Genomic DNA, 15648 nt, shown 5'->3' on the forward strand with positions numbered 1-15648 from the left:
TATAATGCTTTAATTCAATGCAGTTACAGCTTATTGCATAGATCGGCTTTAATTTTTGTATAGGACGTTCAATATTTCTGCTGGTTTTTGATTATACCATTTTTTTACCAGTATTATGTACACTGATTTTATGCAATGTAAAACTTGCCACGCAAGAAATGTCCATCTTGGGAGTGTAAAAAAAATATGTATAATCCTGAAGCTAAATTTTGTCTTTCAATTACATTCCGAGTTGTAGTAATATCCGAAATCACTTGTACCAGTTGTCCTGTCGAGTGGTAAATCATCATTGTACTGAACTTTTCGAGACTATTCCATTCTAAAATGGTCGATTGATCCATAGGATTGCGTACAATTATGTATTGCTGATTAGATTTAATATCTCAGAGGGCAGTTTTTCCACAAAATGGAGACCTATTATTCCGTACTTAAATCCCGCTAAAAATGAAGGGAAAAAGGTATTGTTTTTGCATGGTGCGACGTCTAAGGATTTAAATGTAAAATTACATACTAAGCTCGGCTAGTTTGGTGAGTGAATAACACTGAGTATAGTATCACAGGAGGAAACATAAATTTTGTTATTCGACCCGGATTGGAATTGCCAAGTGTTACAGAAGGCGCATCTATCAAAGTTTTTGAAGCAGTGATAGATGCATTATCAGATTTAAATAAGTCTTACTGAGAAACAGCTCCACGACTTTGATCGTAAAATTTTGAATTGTCCGAAGAAAACTCGATACCATAATCAGCTCCTGAAGGCCTCAGCCGGATTATATTTGACAATTTACCGGTATAATAGTCAAAGTCAATTATCACTACTATTGCCGGAGTTCGATTTTCTGCAACCAAGCCTATTCATTTTCCCTCTGACGCAGCTTTCATTTGACCTATTGCAGCCCCGCATCCTTTTTCAAAAACTTGATTCGCTGTGTGATCGGATCTAATTCTGGTGATTACAGTTGGTTCAATACCCTCAGGAGTGACTCTGTAAGCGAAGAATGCATCAGAAAAGTATTTGTGCGTTAGGACACAAATGTCAGTGTCATTTGGATGTGCTATAGCACATATTTTTTCAATCACTGCATCTAATAATTTTAAATTTTTCTGATCCGTCAACACAGCTCCAAAAAAATCGTCCAAATACATGTCTAGAAGCGGATATCTGAATCCATTTGTCAGGAATCTTTCCAATCTGTCTGTTGTAAATAAATAAGATCTTGAATCGCTGTCGGGCATTGGAACGATTAAAGAACGTTCTTCTTTTTAAGCAATATAAATATAGCCGACACTAAAAATCCGTAACCTGATTATAAACAAGCTATAGAATACTTCTCTGATTCACTTTCTGCACAAAACAAGTAAAATAAAAAACGGATTGTGAATTTTCTCAGTCCTCATTTCAAATATGAAATTAAAATTCCAACGCATATAAATAGGACTCACTGCCATCGAAAAGGAATTATAAAAAGCATCGCAATAAGCATCCATACCAGTGTAAGCACCACGGAAACAAGGTGAAGAATAACCGCACTACTATAATTGTGGGTCGAAAATCCTACGTTGTAAGAAAGATATATTCCGACTGCCAAAATCAAAGTCGCAATCAAGAACACGACCGAGTGTTTAAATTTTTTGTATGGATCCATGAATGTATCATAAAAAAAATTGAAAGCAAAAAATGCCATCATCAAAATGATTAAAAGTAATGTTACATAATATACTGCTTTCATCATTTTACATTTGCCTTAGACTTTATCTCTTCTCCCACAACTTCTGAAGGCCCAAATATTTTGGCATAGAACGGAAGTGTGATACCTTTTTTGGCTAAAAAGAACAACCCTACGCAATATAATGTAGAAAATAAAATGATGGAAAAGCATACAGATTGAATGATAATACCATCGATATATCCTTGTTGCAAAGGTAGTGTAGCGATCACTGCTGAACCTAAACCTTTGGGAATCATAAATGACATCATTGCTTTATCCAACAATGGTGTATTATTTTTTACAACGATTCTTACCGCAAATATTCTGACTACATATAATACAAGCGTTATCATAGCACCATAAAACAGCCAATCCAGTCGGTTGATTTTGATACTTACTCCAATAAACACAAAGAAGAAAGTCCGTAAAAGAAAAACCATTTCCCCAAAAAAATCCTTTTCCTCCTGAGGCAATATGATATTCTGATTTGTGATAAATCTCTGTAAAAGTTTGGGCTCAAAATATTGCAAATTTCCAATCGCTATACCAAATGAAAGTGCCGCAAGTGGTCCACTAAAATTGAGGTACTCTGTAATGCCATATAGAATAAAAAGAAAAGCCGGGGTTGAAAATTTTGTTGATTTCAAAGCAGGTGACTGATTCAAAATAAAGGACCATAGGAATGCTCCGCCAATTCCAAAAAATAATGCCATGATCAATGACGAGATAAACTGTGATACAAGAGCATTTGCATGGATTTCACCCGTAGTCATTAGTCCCAATATACTAAGCGGGATGGCCAAAGTGAATACATCAGACTCTGCGGATTCAATAATAAGAGTAGTCGATGTCCGCGGTCTTATGGCCACTTTCTTCACCAATCCGACGACAACTGCTGATGAAGTACCTCCCAGAGTTGCACCTATAAATAGACAAGATAAAAAAGAGATATCAAAAATCAGATAACATAATATCGTTGCTGTAACCCAAGTGGTCAAAAACCCCATGACTGTAATCCCTGTGGAGTCTCTTAAGGAATTTCTCACTTCAGAAATCCTCAGATCGGTGCCACTCTCGAATAATATAAAAATCAATACGAGGTTACTAAATAATGAACCAAATTGTCCAAAAGCAGCAGGGTCAACCAAATGAAATATTGGGCCAATGAAAATTCCAAGCAACATAAGCCCAAGTACGTCCGGTATACTTCGTCTCTCAAATACACCACTTAAAAAGTGTCCAAAGAAAATAAAAATACCTATAACTATGATTATTACTGAGGTCGCCATATTAATCAATTTGCGCTAACTATAAATGGTATATGTTTCGATCAAAAAACAATTCAGCCTATGGTGACAAAGTATTACACATTATCAATACGGGAAAACCCTTAAAAAAATTGCATTTAACTAGCTATTCAACAATTCCTTCTTTAATCTGCCAACAAGTATAAAATCACCTTAATTTTTCAGTGATTCCGATACAGCTGAAATATCTGGAAACATGTCCTTTTGACATATTTAGACAGTAAATATAAACAAATTCCTTTTTCCTGAAAAAATATTGCTCCAGCATGCATCGGCCAATCATCAGCTAACCTTTCAATATGTTTCTCCCCAATACTCATTAGAAAGAAAAATACTGTCTACTCATTGGACACCTGAAATTATTTTGGACATTTCAAAATAAATGAGTCGGACTTATTAAAATTAATTTCCCCGGCAATACTATATATTAAAATATCCATTATAAATGAAAACATACAAAACAAAACTTGAAATTATTTTGTAATAAACTACCTTGGTACGCTATCTTGAACAAATAAATCATAATTAATTAAGTCCATATCAACTTTTCTATAAATATTTGGAACTTCAGAATTTATATCTTTCTCTTTAAGGTAATATCGATATTGCCGGTAAGGACTGATACTAATATTAAAATATCTGACTAAAAATCCTTGCAAAATAAAATCATACTGATCATACATTTCCAAGGGTACAGTAATTGTAGAAAATCTAGGCACTACACTTCCAACTTTATACACATCACTAACAATATCCTGCTCCCTGCTAATTTTACCTTTCTGCATTCCAGAAAATACCAGTACAGACACAAACAATAATATAGACACGAACACAAAAGTTTTGTAGTTGTATGATTGCATGCTCCATTTGCTGATAGGTTTATAGATAAATGGTACAATTAAAAGAGCAAATGATAAAGCAAAATATGGAAAACTTGGTACCATGTACCACCCTTTTTGCACCATTGTTAGTGTCAATGGAACTGAACCTGACATTCCAATACAAAAAAACAAAACTGCCAGTTTCCTATTTTCACTTAAATAATCCCTCAGCTTATTTTTACCACTGGCAAAAATTGTAATCGTAACTATAATTAATATAGGGATCAATTCTGTAAACAATCTCCAAAGAATTTCCAATCGATAATTGGCAGTGGGCATATGATTTACCCTTTTTATAAGTCGCTCATAAAAGTAAATCATCAAACTTCTTCTGCTTTCCGGAAAATATAATAAAATTACATATATAATAGCAGGTACAGCGATCAATATCAAGGAATAATAAATACATTTCTTAAAACTGATATCTCGAATAACCAACCAGTAAATAAAAGGAAATGTAATTGGGAAAAAACCGGGGATACCTTTACTGAATGACGCCAAAAAGATAAAAAACCCGGAACCGAACCACGCAAGGTAATTGGGCTCTTTCAACTGAATACTCTTATAACTTAAAATAACAGAGATGAGCGTAAATACACTTACTGTATTCTCAATCATATTGTTCCTGAATGACCAAAAACAAACCGGAATTATAATCCATAAAAAAACGGGTAACCAACCAAAGGATTTGTATTCGACTTTGTTCTTAAGGATGGTTTTCCACAAGTAGTTAATAAGCAATATATGAAAAACAATCATTAATAATGTATAAAATCGCTCCACATAATAACTGTGTCCCAATAGTTTATAGAAAATGGACTGAATACCAAAAACTAATGGTGGTTGCTCATGAAATGAAGGAATACCTTCTAGATTTAAGGTACTGTATTGAAGAAACCAGAACGTGCCGATACCCATACTTAAATTGTGAGAAACGCTACTATATAACATTGCATCCTGAAACATTGCATCCTGAATCAATATTGGAAGAGTAAGTCCAAATACAATACTCAAAGAAATGAGCCAGAATGGACTCAGAGCATTCAATAATTGATTTTTCACATGATTCATTTACAGTTGAATATAAATTTATTCCTTACAAAACTAAAGATGTAAAATTAGTAAAAAAAGCGGATGATTTATATTATGCCGGTTTACTAACACAACAAAGTTAGAATCCTTTACATAACACAGGAGAGTTTCTCAATTTAACTATCTTATTAGATATGTATAGCTAATTACCGTTTATAATCATGCCTCATTTTATCGTAAATATATGTAATAACGAAGCCTCTTCTTGAAAAATGGAGGGAAAATTTAGTAATTAAACTTAATATCTTAACCAGCTTCAAAATAGTAGCATTAGGAGATGGTGCTATTACCTATAACTATTATAATATTGTATTCCAAATCTTACAATACTATCTGGATAAGTAAAATTGTTTTACTTGGTAAATTAGGTTGCCAATTTTTAGAGGCAAAGAAAAATTCTGAAAGAAGTCAATGTATATTACCTTAGTAGGATACCGTCAGACCAATACCAATGCCCATATCGCTGTCATAATGCGTTCTGATGCTAAAATTCCTGGCTAAGACATAGTTCAGATCAAGCATATACTCCAGGTCGGTGTTTACCATAAACCCGGCTCTCAATCTTTTTGAAAGCGGAATATCTTCACGCACCATAGATAGCCGTACAATACCATCATGATAAATTTCAGCCTGAGCATTTAATAACATAGGTAATGTGTACATCACTCCCAAACTAAATGCTGTCCTTTTATCCTTCTTATTTGATTGATTAAATGGAGTTTTCTCGTCTTGTTTATTTCCATCATTTCTATATCGCCAATCTAATCCTATAAATGGCATCAACCATTGCATCTTCCCAATATATCTGCCCAAATGAGTTTCAATTTCATAACCGTGTTTACTGTGGTAACCCAAGCGCCAATCCATAGTTAAGCTATATCTAGCATTCATTAACATCAATTCTCCATCGTTTCCATTCGTTGCAAAGTCATTTTTCACCATGAAATGAGGCATATTACTCTCTCTTTGCAAAAGTTTGTACGCTTTCTCTCTGTTGGGCAAATAAGGGTTTTGGTAGTTACCCACTGCAAACACTCTGTTCATTCCTGCCATCATGTGATAAAGTATGTGGCAGTGAAAAAACCAGTCACCATCAGTATTTGCCAAAAATTCTATGGTATCCGTTTCCATTGGCATAATGTCAATGATGTTTTTCATTGGAGCATATTCTCCATGTTTGTTCAACAATCTAAAATCATTTCCATGCAAGTGCATCGGATGTCTCATCATCGAATTGTTGTAAAGGATTATTCTCAATATTTCTCCTTTCTTTACCAGTATTTTATCGCTCTCCGAAAGTACACGATTATCAATACTCCATACATAACGATTCATATTGCCAGTGAGTGTAAACTTGATCTGTAGAATCGGTGCATCATTTGGCAATGAGCTGGCGTTTGGAGATTTCAGCATGGCGTAGTTCAATGTCACAATATTTTTTGAGATAATGGAATCGCCACTTTTGTGATCATCACCCAGGTCCATAGGATGATGTTGATGCTCATTTTCCTGCATTGTTTCATTGCTCATTTCAGGATACATGACGACATTCATATCCATTTGATTAAGACTCATATTCATACCCATATCATCTAAATCACCATCCATCTCCATCATATCATTCATCATCTTCATTCCTTCAAAATATTTCAGGTGGGGCATCTCAGGTAAAATTTGCTTAATTCCATTCCCTAAGAAAAAACTGGCGGATTGAGTTCGGTCTTCAGTGGTTGCCATAAACATATAGGATTTAGTATTCTCCGGGATAGTAACTACAATATCATAAGTTTCGGATACGGCAATAATAAGTCTATCCACATCTACCGGCTCTACATCATTCCCATCACTCGCCACTACCGTCATTTTACCTCCAGCATAGCGAAGCCAAAAATAAGATGATGCCCCGGCGTTGGATATTCGCAAGCGAATTTTGTCACCTCCCTTCAATGCTTTTTTGCCGACCGCAGTGAATGCAGAAGATTGACTACCATTCAATAGAATGCGATCATAATAAATATCGCTCACATCCATAGCCAACATCCGCTTCCATTCATTTGTGAGTTTTGTTCTTAAATACCCTGCAGTTATTGCTTCTGAGTAGCTCTGCGTCGATCCTTTTTTTATAGCAAACCAGTCACTGGCATTATGGAGCATTCGGTTTACATTTTTTGGGTTCAGATTTGTCCATTCACTTATAATTATCGGAATAGATGGTAAATCATCGATTCCTACTCTGAAAGTTTTATCGCCAGCCTTTTTGTGGATAATGAAGCTCCCGTACATACCAATCTGTTCCTGAAGTCCTGAATGGGAGTGATACCAGTGTGTCCCGTTCTGGATAATCGGAAAACGGTAAGTTCGGGTCTCCCCTGATCTAATTGGCATCTGAGTCAAATATGGAACCCCGTCTTCTTTATTGGGTAGAAATAAACCGTGCCAATGTAGAGAGGTGCTTTCCTTCAAAAGATTGTGCAACACAATCTCAGCTGTATCTCCTTCTGTAAATTCCAGGGTCGGCATTGGTATCTGACCGTTTACTGCAATAGCTCTCTTTTCCTTAGCTGCGTATTCAACGATCGTGTCTTTTACATATAAATCGTAATGAACTATTCTTTGGGAAAAACCGAATTGCCAAAGAAAAAGGATCATTAACTTCAACAGCAACATTTTTTTTGAAACATTGCCTTGGTAATCCTTGTAAATAAATTGCATGAAATAAATTTTACTTGCTAGTCTCAGCTACCTTTCCGCAGGTAAGCATTGAAGAGCCGTAATAAGGATTCCTGATGTCTTTTTCAAAGCTTAACCAATATGCTTTTTTCATAGGACAGTATTGATAATAAACGGATTGATCTATTTTATCCGACTCCTTCACTAATTTCCACATTATCGTGGACACATCATTGAAAGCCGCCCTTTGTTTTTCTATATTCTCTGCTTTATTCAACTTTTCTGTGGATTTGAGCAGGTTATTCTTCTGCTTGAAATTTTCTTCACTTTGAATCGCTTTATAAAAAACATCGATGGCTGTGCTTGCCTCCTTTGCGTCACTGTTTACTAATGCATTTTTTATATTGATATACTTATATAAAAAACCATTAGTATTTTGGAATATTGCGAAGTATCCAGCTAAGAATATTGCACAAGTTACAATTAATTTTTTCATAAATTATAATTTTTAAATTTTAAACTGATTGAGTCAAAGGCATCGCTTTGAAACCTGCTTTTTCTACTATATCAATTAATTGATCTTCAGTAATGCCTTCTGCAATTACTTTCAGGATTTTATCCTTGTTCGTAGTGTCCACTTTCCACTCACAAACAGCTTCTTCCTGATCTAAGTAGGGTTTGACTGCGGCTTCACATCCACTACAATTTATATTTGTTTTAAACTGAAATTCTTTGTTATCCATTGTATTTATTTTTATGTATTTAATGTTTACACGTAACCAAATATTATGAAGATGTATAATCATCTTTTTCTAAACGCTCACCACAATTGCTTTTATATTTGGTAAAGAAGCTTCATTCTATTTGAAACATGGTGACTTACTACGTCATCAGTTTTTAACTCATGTCCATAACAAACATGCCTAAAAAGAACATAGTCAACTTGCTGTTTTAATTTCATTGATACATCATGATCTTCCTGCATTGCAAATTTAAGTACACTACTGCCAAAAACCGTTGTAGAATTTATAACTTGATTTGTGAAATTTACAGTAAATTTTGCAGCAATACCACAAAAACTCATTTTTTCCACTTCAACCTTAAACTGTTACTAACCACGCTTACACTGCTCAATGCCATTGCTGCTCCTGCAATCATTGGATTTAGCAAAAAACCATTGATTGGATACAAAATACCTGCAGCTATCGGAATACCGATAACGTTATAGATAAATGCCCAAAACAAATTTTGTTTGATGGTTGCCACTGTCTGCCTTGAAAGTTTAATTGCCTGAGGTATCTTTCTTAGATCGGAAGAAATAATTGTCATTTTTGCTACATCCATAGCAATATCTGAGCCCTTGCCCATTGCAATACTTACATCAGCAGTAGCAAGAGCAGAACTATCATTGATTCCATCACCAACCATTGCGACGACTTTGTTTTGTTGCTGCAATTCTTTCACAAAATCGGCTTTACTTTGGGGCAACATCTCTGATTTATAATGTTTAATTCCCAATTGTTCAGCTATGGTTTTAGCAGTAGTCGCATGATCCCCGGTAAGCATATACACCTCTAGGTACATCTCTTGCATTTCCTTAACAGCTGCTAAAGATGATGTTTTGATTTGGTCGGAAATTGCAATAACAGAAAGGGTCTGTTTGCTATCGGCGAACCAAACTAAGGTTTTGGATTGGCGGCTCCATAGATCTGCGAAAAATTGTAGTGAAGTGGCAATGCTTATATTATTGTCTGTCAGCAAGTTTTTACTACCGACCCAATAGGTTTCGTTGCCATGATTGGCTTTTACACCTTTACCTGTGATACTTATAAAGTTTGATACTTTTCTTACAGGGACTTGCTCTAAATATTTTACTATGGCCTCTGCTAATGGATGTTCCGATTGCTTTTCTATCCCCAAAAGAATTTCCTTACTTGAATCGTCGTCATTCAACCATTGGATGTTCGTAAGCTGCGGCTTACCAAGTGTGATGGTTCCTGTTTTATCTAAAATAATTGCATCCACCTTTTTTGCTAACTCTAGACTTTCGGCGTCTTTGATCAAAATCCCAAGATCAGCAGCTTTGCCGACTCCGACTAAAATTGCGGTAGGCGTTGCTAATCCCAGAGCACATGGACATGCAATAATCAATACAGTAATGCCAGCCAATAATCCTTGAACTAATCCGTTTTCACCTCCCATCAGAAACCATAAAATAAACGTGAGAACAGCTATGCCAATAACCACTGGTACAAAAATGCTCGATATTTTATCAACAAGTTTTTGAACTGGAGCTTTGCTTCCTTGTGCTTCTTGCACCGTTCTAATGATCTGGGAAAGCATTGTATCCTCTCCCACGTTGATCGCCTGAAACTGGAAACTGCCTTTTTGATTTATTGTCCCGGCAAAGACTTTTTCATGTTCCTTTTTGGATACTGGAATCGATTCGCCGGTCAACATACTCTCATCCACGTAAGAACTGCCAGAAATAATCGTCCCATCAACTGCTATCTTCTCACCAGGTTTAACCAATAAAATATTACCTGGTTTTATTTTTTCGATATCCGTTAATTTTACTGTGCCATCAGGAAGAACAAGTGTAACAGTTTTGGCTTGCAAACTCATCAAATTTTTGATCGCTGATGATGTGTAACTCTTAGCTCTTTCCTCCAAATATTTTCCGAACAAAATAAATGCAATAATAACAGATGCTGATTCAAAATATACATGCGATTGGAACCCTTTTTGATGTAAAAAGTCTGCAAACAAAAGATTGAACACACTAAATACGTATGCAATTCCTGTGCTTAATGCCACCAGAGTATCCATATTTGCTGAACGGTGTCTAGCTTGTTTCAAGGCGTTTGTAAAAAAATCTCTTCCAAAGTAAAATACCACAGGTGTGGAAAGCGCCCACATGAAAAGATTGGCAAAGGACCAATCCATAAAGAACATTCCAATGATAAATACAGGCAATGAAAGTAGAGCAGACCAAATCGTTTTTATCCTAAGTTCCTTAAATTTTCTTTCTCGGATAGATTCCAGTGTTTCCAAACCATCATCTTTAGAATCCATCATCAAATCATATCCTATTGATTGTACTGCTTTCTGTAGCTTGTCAGTGTCTGTTACATGAGGTAAATACTCAACAGTAAGCTCATTGTTTGCAAAATTTACGGATGCATAAACAACGCCTTGTTGTTGTTTTACAATGTTTTCTGTACTGACCGCACAGGAAGCACAGCTCATACCCAACACCGGAAGAGCTTTCTTTACGGTTGAAACCCCATAACCCAGATTCCTGATAGACCGAACTATTTCACTTATTACTTCCGGAAAATCAGTCGTAATCACTGCCATTTGGTTGTTCAACTCCACTTTGTGGGTTTTGACTCCCTTCACTTGTGACAAAGCTTTATCGACAATGAATGCGCAATGTTCGCTGTCAACTCCTTCCAGAGGAATATAGATCAAACTATTTAATTTATTTTCTGCCATTTCCATTCAGTCTTATTGACATTGCAAAATTGGAAATGTTTCATGAATTATTCTTTGTGAAATTCTGTATTTGATTTGTACTATTTACACTTTATCCAATGGCTTTCTTCTATCTCCTCCCAATTGCTTAAAATGACTTGGCGTTAATCCTGTAACTTTTTTAAATTGATTGCTCAAATAAGCAACGCTAGAATAATTCAATCGAAAAGCTATTTCACTCAATGACAATTCATCATATACCAACAGTTCTTTAATTCTTTCAATTTTTTGAGCGATAAAATATTTTTCAATTGTTGTTCCTTCGACTTCTGAAAAAAGATTGGATAAATAATTGTAATCATGATGCAATTCCCGGCTCAACAGAGCTGAAAGATTCTCTCTAATGTCGTTATCCTGCTTGTGCACCAAGTCGATAATTCTATTCTTTATTCTTTCGATAATGCGACTTTTCTTATCGTCTATCAATTCAAATCCAAATGATTGTAAATGCCTGTTGATAATAGATTTTTGATAATCTTCCAAATTTTCATGGATCTCAACTTCACCTAATACCAAACTCAGTGGAGTAAAGCCAAGTTTTTCAAGTTCGCTTTTTACTACCATAATGCAGCGATTACAAACCATATTTTTAATATAAATTTTCATCCTTATCTTCAAAAATATAAAATCATACAAATTCAATTAACTAACATCACATGAAAAGGTATAATAATTTTAATTTAACAGTTTAAATAACTTGCTTTTAAAGTTATACATTTATTGCTTCTATAAACTGAAAATTCCTATTGCTAAATGAATTGAATTGATCTTTATTTTAGATTTGAAATAAAACTAATAAAAGTTTTCAACATCGACAAATGTAACAGCTCAAATAATATAACTCATTTTAATTGAAACAGCAGATTGTTCAACCCCTCAGCCAGATGTAAATGCAAAATATACTTCCTGTTAACTTCTTGTCTCCTCTGATGATATCAAGTCATGGGTTAGTGCAAATGTATAGTTTTCTGATCATTTATACCAGTAGTTCAAGAATGGATATTAAGAGTATTTAGGCCCACTCAATAGAACCAGTAGCTTGTTCAATTAACTATAGTTCTCAATATAAGTTAACATATGAGCTGGACGACACTATGCATACTCTATTTGAATTGAAGGAGCTCCATGTTTCCCCAATCTATCCCACAAATAAAACATTAACAAAGGATTCCCAACCACTTGGTTTAGTATAATAGACCAGAATTTAACCCTATTCTCAGGATAAATTAGTCGTTTAATCCTATACCCTCAAGAATTCTGCTGGCGTACTTCTCAATTCGATCCACTCTGGTTTTAGATTGTATTGCAGAAGAAAAGTACAATATATAAGCTCTTTGACGACCAGGTGTAAGCTTTAAAAAAGCTTCGTTCAGACCTTTTACTTCTTCTAATGCCAATTTAAATTCTTCAGGTATAATGTACTCGGAAGTTTTCTTCAACTCAATCTTGACCTTGGATTTCTCAACATCAATAGCATTTTTTATATAGGAAAATAGAACGGTCTTTTGCTTTAACAAATCTATAAGATTTGAAAATCTTATCTGTCGAGCAGCCTGGACATTCTTTGTCTGTTGAATCAATATATTATTTGGATCATCCATGATTGCACCTTTCATAAAAAGTAACGCGCAATAATCCTTAAATCCATGAATCAACACTACGTTCTGTTTCCCAAGTGTATAGCATGGAGTTCCCCATTTCAGTTCTTCCGTCAATTCTGAGCTAATCAGTACTTCTCTCAATTCACAATAAGCTTCGCGCCATTTTGTATTTTGTTCAAAAAACCAATTTACCTCAGGATTCTTGGCCATCATTAAAATGTTTTGAGTTTACGGTTTTCAGGTCGAAAATACCAAGAAATACATAAAAAAATAATTTGGAACAAGGGACCTAATATTGATTTTCCGCTATCACCCATGACGATATGAGAAACAAGGGCTCCTGATAACAGAAAAAAGAAACCTGCATAAGACCACTCCTTCACCAATTTATAGTTTGGCACTAATACAGCGATTACTCCCATCAATTTCCAAACACCTAACAATGGCATTAAGTATAAAGGGTAGCCTAAATGGATCATTATTTCATTCATTTCCTTTAATCCTAGGATTTGAGAAATTCCACTTGCTGTCATCCCGAAAGCAAATAGTGCCGTAGCTATCCAGTAAATAACCAGATTCCTTCTTTTCATTTTGTAATAAATTTTATATTTACGTAGTTAATCACATTGTTGGAACCATTGCTCTCATTGGGAAATACTCATATTTATTTATCTTTCCAGCTGGATCATTGGCAATGAATTCTTCTACTTCCTGCTCACTATCCACTGCAACGATGCCAAGTCCATAAACTGCTCTAGGATCTAAAACAGGACCAAATACAAGAACTTTTCCAAGATTCATTTTTTCAGTCCAGTACCCAATATGCTCCATCATAATTGCTGTTTCGTCATCCGACATAGTCTGAGCAAAATCTGGTCTTGAGGGTAACAAGTGCAAAACAAAATACTTCTTATCCATTCTAAATTTATCTAATTAAAGTTTTACAATATTATAACTCATCAATAATTTCCAATACTAATTTTAATGGCGGACTTACAAATAGATAAATTAAAATCAGATAATCCTATCCCTATTATATGCGCCAGCTAAATTTTCCATTGCCCTGTTTACCAAAAAAAAAACAAAGATCATTCCATTGAGACAAATATATTCAACAAGCAGGAATTCTTCCAAGTAAATATTAATTTTTTTACAAACTGAACGAATCTTCAATAAGCCAAAACCTTTTGCTCAGCCTTCGTAACATTCATTGAACTACAAATATAATGCATTAATCAATTCCAATACACCTAAATGTAAAAAATCAAAATAAACAAAAGTCATAAGATACTAACAGCGAAAAAGATTCCTTTTTAACTATAATTGATTTTATCAAAAATAAGATCTTCGTCGCATCAATATATAAAATAAATTCCACAGCTCCATTTTCTCTGTTATTATAAATACTAAAGACGTAAATCAAAGCTTAAGAAAAATGATTTAAGGTGTTGTTTAGCCAACTAGAAATCATTTTTGAACCTGACCCATTCGAAAAAGTAAAGGAAAATCAATTTGCTTGCTAAGTCCATCATCCCATACTTTTTCCATTTTTCTTTGTAAGTTTTCTATTGGATTAAAGTTTCTCTCTTCTATAAAATGTTTTGCAGCTGACCATGTGTTTAAATATCCAATCAATTGATCAAAAGACCAACTGAGTTGAATGGAAAAATCCGGGACTTTGATTTCGGCAAAAGGAAAAGGAATGGTCTTGTATTTCTCTTCAATATAAGTTCGTTCTTTATCCCAATATAGTCCTAAAATATTATGGTATAAATCATCTATGATGCTATCTACTTCCTTAGAAACTGACAATTTTCCGTAACCAACCACACAAATCCATGAATTATCAATTGCTGTTCGATAAACTTCGTTATAAAATTTATCAAAATCAAACCAGTGTATTGCTTGAGCTACCATGATTAAATCAAAAATACCAGACTCAAAATTGGTTTTTTCTGCCGGCTGAACTGAATAGTGAATATTGTTAACTTTAAAGGCATTTTCAATCTGTGATTTACTTATATCAGTCGCAAATACGGATTCAAATGACTTGGCCAGTTCCAATGCAACTTGTCCGTTTCCTGTTCCACAGTCCCAGGCATTTTTCCTGCTTTCTAACTTAGAATAAATGAACTGAAAAAGTTCAGATGGGTAAGTCGGCCTAAATTTTGCATAGTTGTCAGACCGTGTTGAAAAATTGTCTTTCAAATTTTGGGATTAATTTTTGTTAACACTAATTCATTTTATCATTTACGAATTCCCCAACAAGGAATAAAGTAAGATATATTTTTTTAAAATCAATTATACTACAAAGATAAAGCTTCCTAAATTAACTGTACACAGGATGAAATAATATATTTATTTTGTTGACTAAATATCTCAAGATTCTGACTTTCAAAAATTCACAATAAAATTTCAATCACCTACTTTAAGTAAAATCCTAAAGATAATGGAACTCAATGTTCCGAACAAAATCATGATCCTACTTCTACCACCAATTATTTCAATCAGTTCTTTAGTTCAACGCTGAATTTAGGTTAACTCAAATGAAAATAATTGGAATTTTGTAATCTGAAATAAGCACTATTTTACAGGTGCAAATACCAAAATTTAAATGTTTTTGCTTTAAGGTATAATACACATTCCTAAAGTTGCATTATGGATTATTACTTAACTCGCCGCCAGAATATTTTAATTGATCTCCAATTCTATGTATGCCTCTCAATTATGGACAAGTTAGAATTTGCAAATAATATTCTTTCCGCTTGGAAAATATAATGCCATTCTAATAAAAGAATATTCTGTTTTAAGTTATATTTTGCTTTTGTCAATACCCGATAATTCATGCATT

General features: G+C 34.3%; 16 protein-coding genes. All 16 read right to left on the reverse strand.

The annotated features are described in order from the left end of the window. Positions 1-128: 128 nt before the first annotated feature. A complete protein-coding gene (locus tag IPI99_03860; protein ID MBK7339648.1) occupies positions 129-341 on the reverse strand; it encodes a hypothetical protein in 213 nt (70 codons plus the stop codon). Positions 342-675: 334 nt separating this feature from the next. After that, a complete protein-coding gene (locus IPI99_03865; GenBank protein MBK7339649.1) occupies positions 676-849 on the reverse strand; it encodes a hypothetical protein in 174 nt (57 codons plus the stop codon). Between the two features lie 6 nt (positions 850-855). Continuing rightward, positions 856-1236: a hypothetical protein gene (locus IPI99_03870; protein ID MBK7339650.1), complete on the reverse strand. Its 381-nt coding sequence runs from the start codon at positions 1234-1236 to the stop codon at positions 856-858. 203 nt (positions 1237-1439) lie between these two features. Continuing rightward, positions 1440-1733 (reverse strand): hypothetical protein, encoded by a 294-nt coding sequence (locus IPI99_03875; GenBank protein MBK7339651.1) that lies wholly within the window; start codon positions 1731-1733, stop codon positions 1440-1442. Further along, on the reverse strand, positions 1730-2998 hold the full coding sequence (locus tag IPI99_03880; GenBank protein ID MBK7339652.1) for a cation:proton antiporter: 1269 nt from the start codon (positions 2996-2998) through the stop codon (positions 1730-1732). Before IPI99_03880 ends, IPI99_03875 begins: the two co-directional genes overlap by 4 nt. Before the next feature lie 506 nt (positions 2999-3504). Next, positions 3505-4959 carry a glycosyltransferase family 39 protein gene (locus tag IPI99_03885; GenBank protein ID MBK7339653.1) on the reverse strand — a complete coding sequence of 485 codons (1455 nt, stop codon included), beginning with the start codon at positions 4957-4959 and terminating at the stop codon, positions 3505-3507. A gap of 453 nt (positions 4960-5412) precedes the next feature. Next, positions 5413-7701 carry a multicopper oxidase domain-containing protein gene (locus tag IPI99_03890; GenBank protein MBK7339654.1) on the reverse strand — a complete coding sequence of 763 codons (2289 nt, stop codon included), beginning with the start codon at positions 7699-7701 and terminating at the stop codon, positions 5413-5415. Between the two features lie 10 nt (positions 7702-7711). After that, positions 7712-8155, reverse strand: coding sequence for a DUF3347 domain-containing protein (locus tag IPI99_03895; protein MBK7339655.1), 444 nt, complete (start codon positions 8153-8155; stop codon positions 7712-7714). 19 nt (positions 8156-8174) lie between these two features. Then, positions 8175-8402 carry a hypothetical protein gene (locus IPI99_03900; GenBank protein ID MBK7339656.1) on the reverse strand — a complete coding sequence of 76 codons (228 nt, stop codon included), beginning with the start codon at positions 8400-8402 and terminating at the stop codon, positions 8175-8177. Between the two features lie 92 nt (positions 8403-8494). Beyond that, complete coding sequence (locus tag IPI99_03905) at positions 8495-8743, reverse strand: hypothetical protein (protein ID MBK7339657.1); 249 nt, start codon at positions 8741-8743, stop codon at positions 8495-8497. Beyond that, positions 8740-11157, reverse strand: coding sequence for a copper-translocating P-type ATPase (locus IPI99_03910; protein MBK7339658.1), 2418 nt, complete (start codon positions 11155-11157; stop codon positions 8740-8742). Before IPI99_03910 ends, IPI99_03905 begins: the two co-directional genes overlap by 4 nt. Before the next feature lie 84 nt (positions 11158-11241). Beyond that, positions 11242-11802 carry a helix-turn-helix transcriptional regulator gene (locus IPI99_03915; GenBank protein MBK7339659.1) on the reverse strand — a complete coding sequence of 187 codons (561 nt, stop codon included), beginning with the start codon at positions 11800-11802 and terminating at the stop codon, positions 11242-11244. Positions 11803-12422: 620 nt separating this feature from the next. Continuing rightward, positions 12423-13007 (reverse strand): YdeI/OmpD-associated family protein, encoded by a 585-nt coding sequence (locus tag IPI99_03920; protein ID MBK7339660.1) that lies wholly within the window; start codon positions 13005-13007, stop codon positions 12423-12425. Between the two features lie 2 nt (positions 13008-13009). Next, positions 13010-13387 (reverse strand): DoxX family protein, encoded by a 378-nt coding sequence (locus IPI99_03925; GenBank protein MBK7339661.1) that lies wholly within the window; start codon positions 13385-13387, stop codon positions 13010-13012. 31 nt (positions 13388-13418) lie between these two features. Continuing rightward, positions 13419-13715 (reverse strand): hypothetical protein, encoded by a 297-nt coding sequence (locus IPI99_03930; protein MBK7339662.1) that lies wholly within the window; start codon positions 13713-13715, stop codon positions 13419-13421. Between the two features lie 549 nt (positions 13716-14264). After that, positions 14265-15005, reverse strand: a complete 741-nt coding sequence (locus tag IPI99_03935; protein ID MBK7339663.1) for a class I SAM-dependent methyltransferase — start codon at positions 15003-15005, stop codon at positions 14265-14267. Positions 15006-15648: the final 643 nt, after the last annotated feature.

Source organism: Saprospiraceae bacterium (assembly GCA_016710235.1).
Classification (GTDB): domain Bacteria; phylum Bacteroidota; class Bacteroidia; order Chitinophagales; family Saprospiraceae; genus Vicinibacter.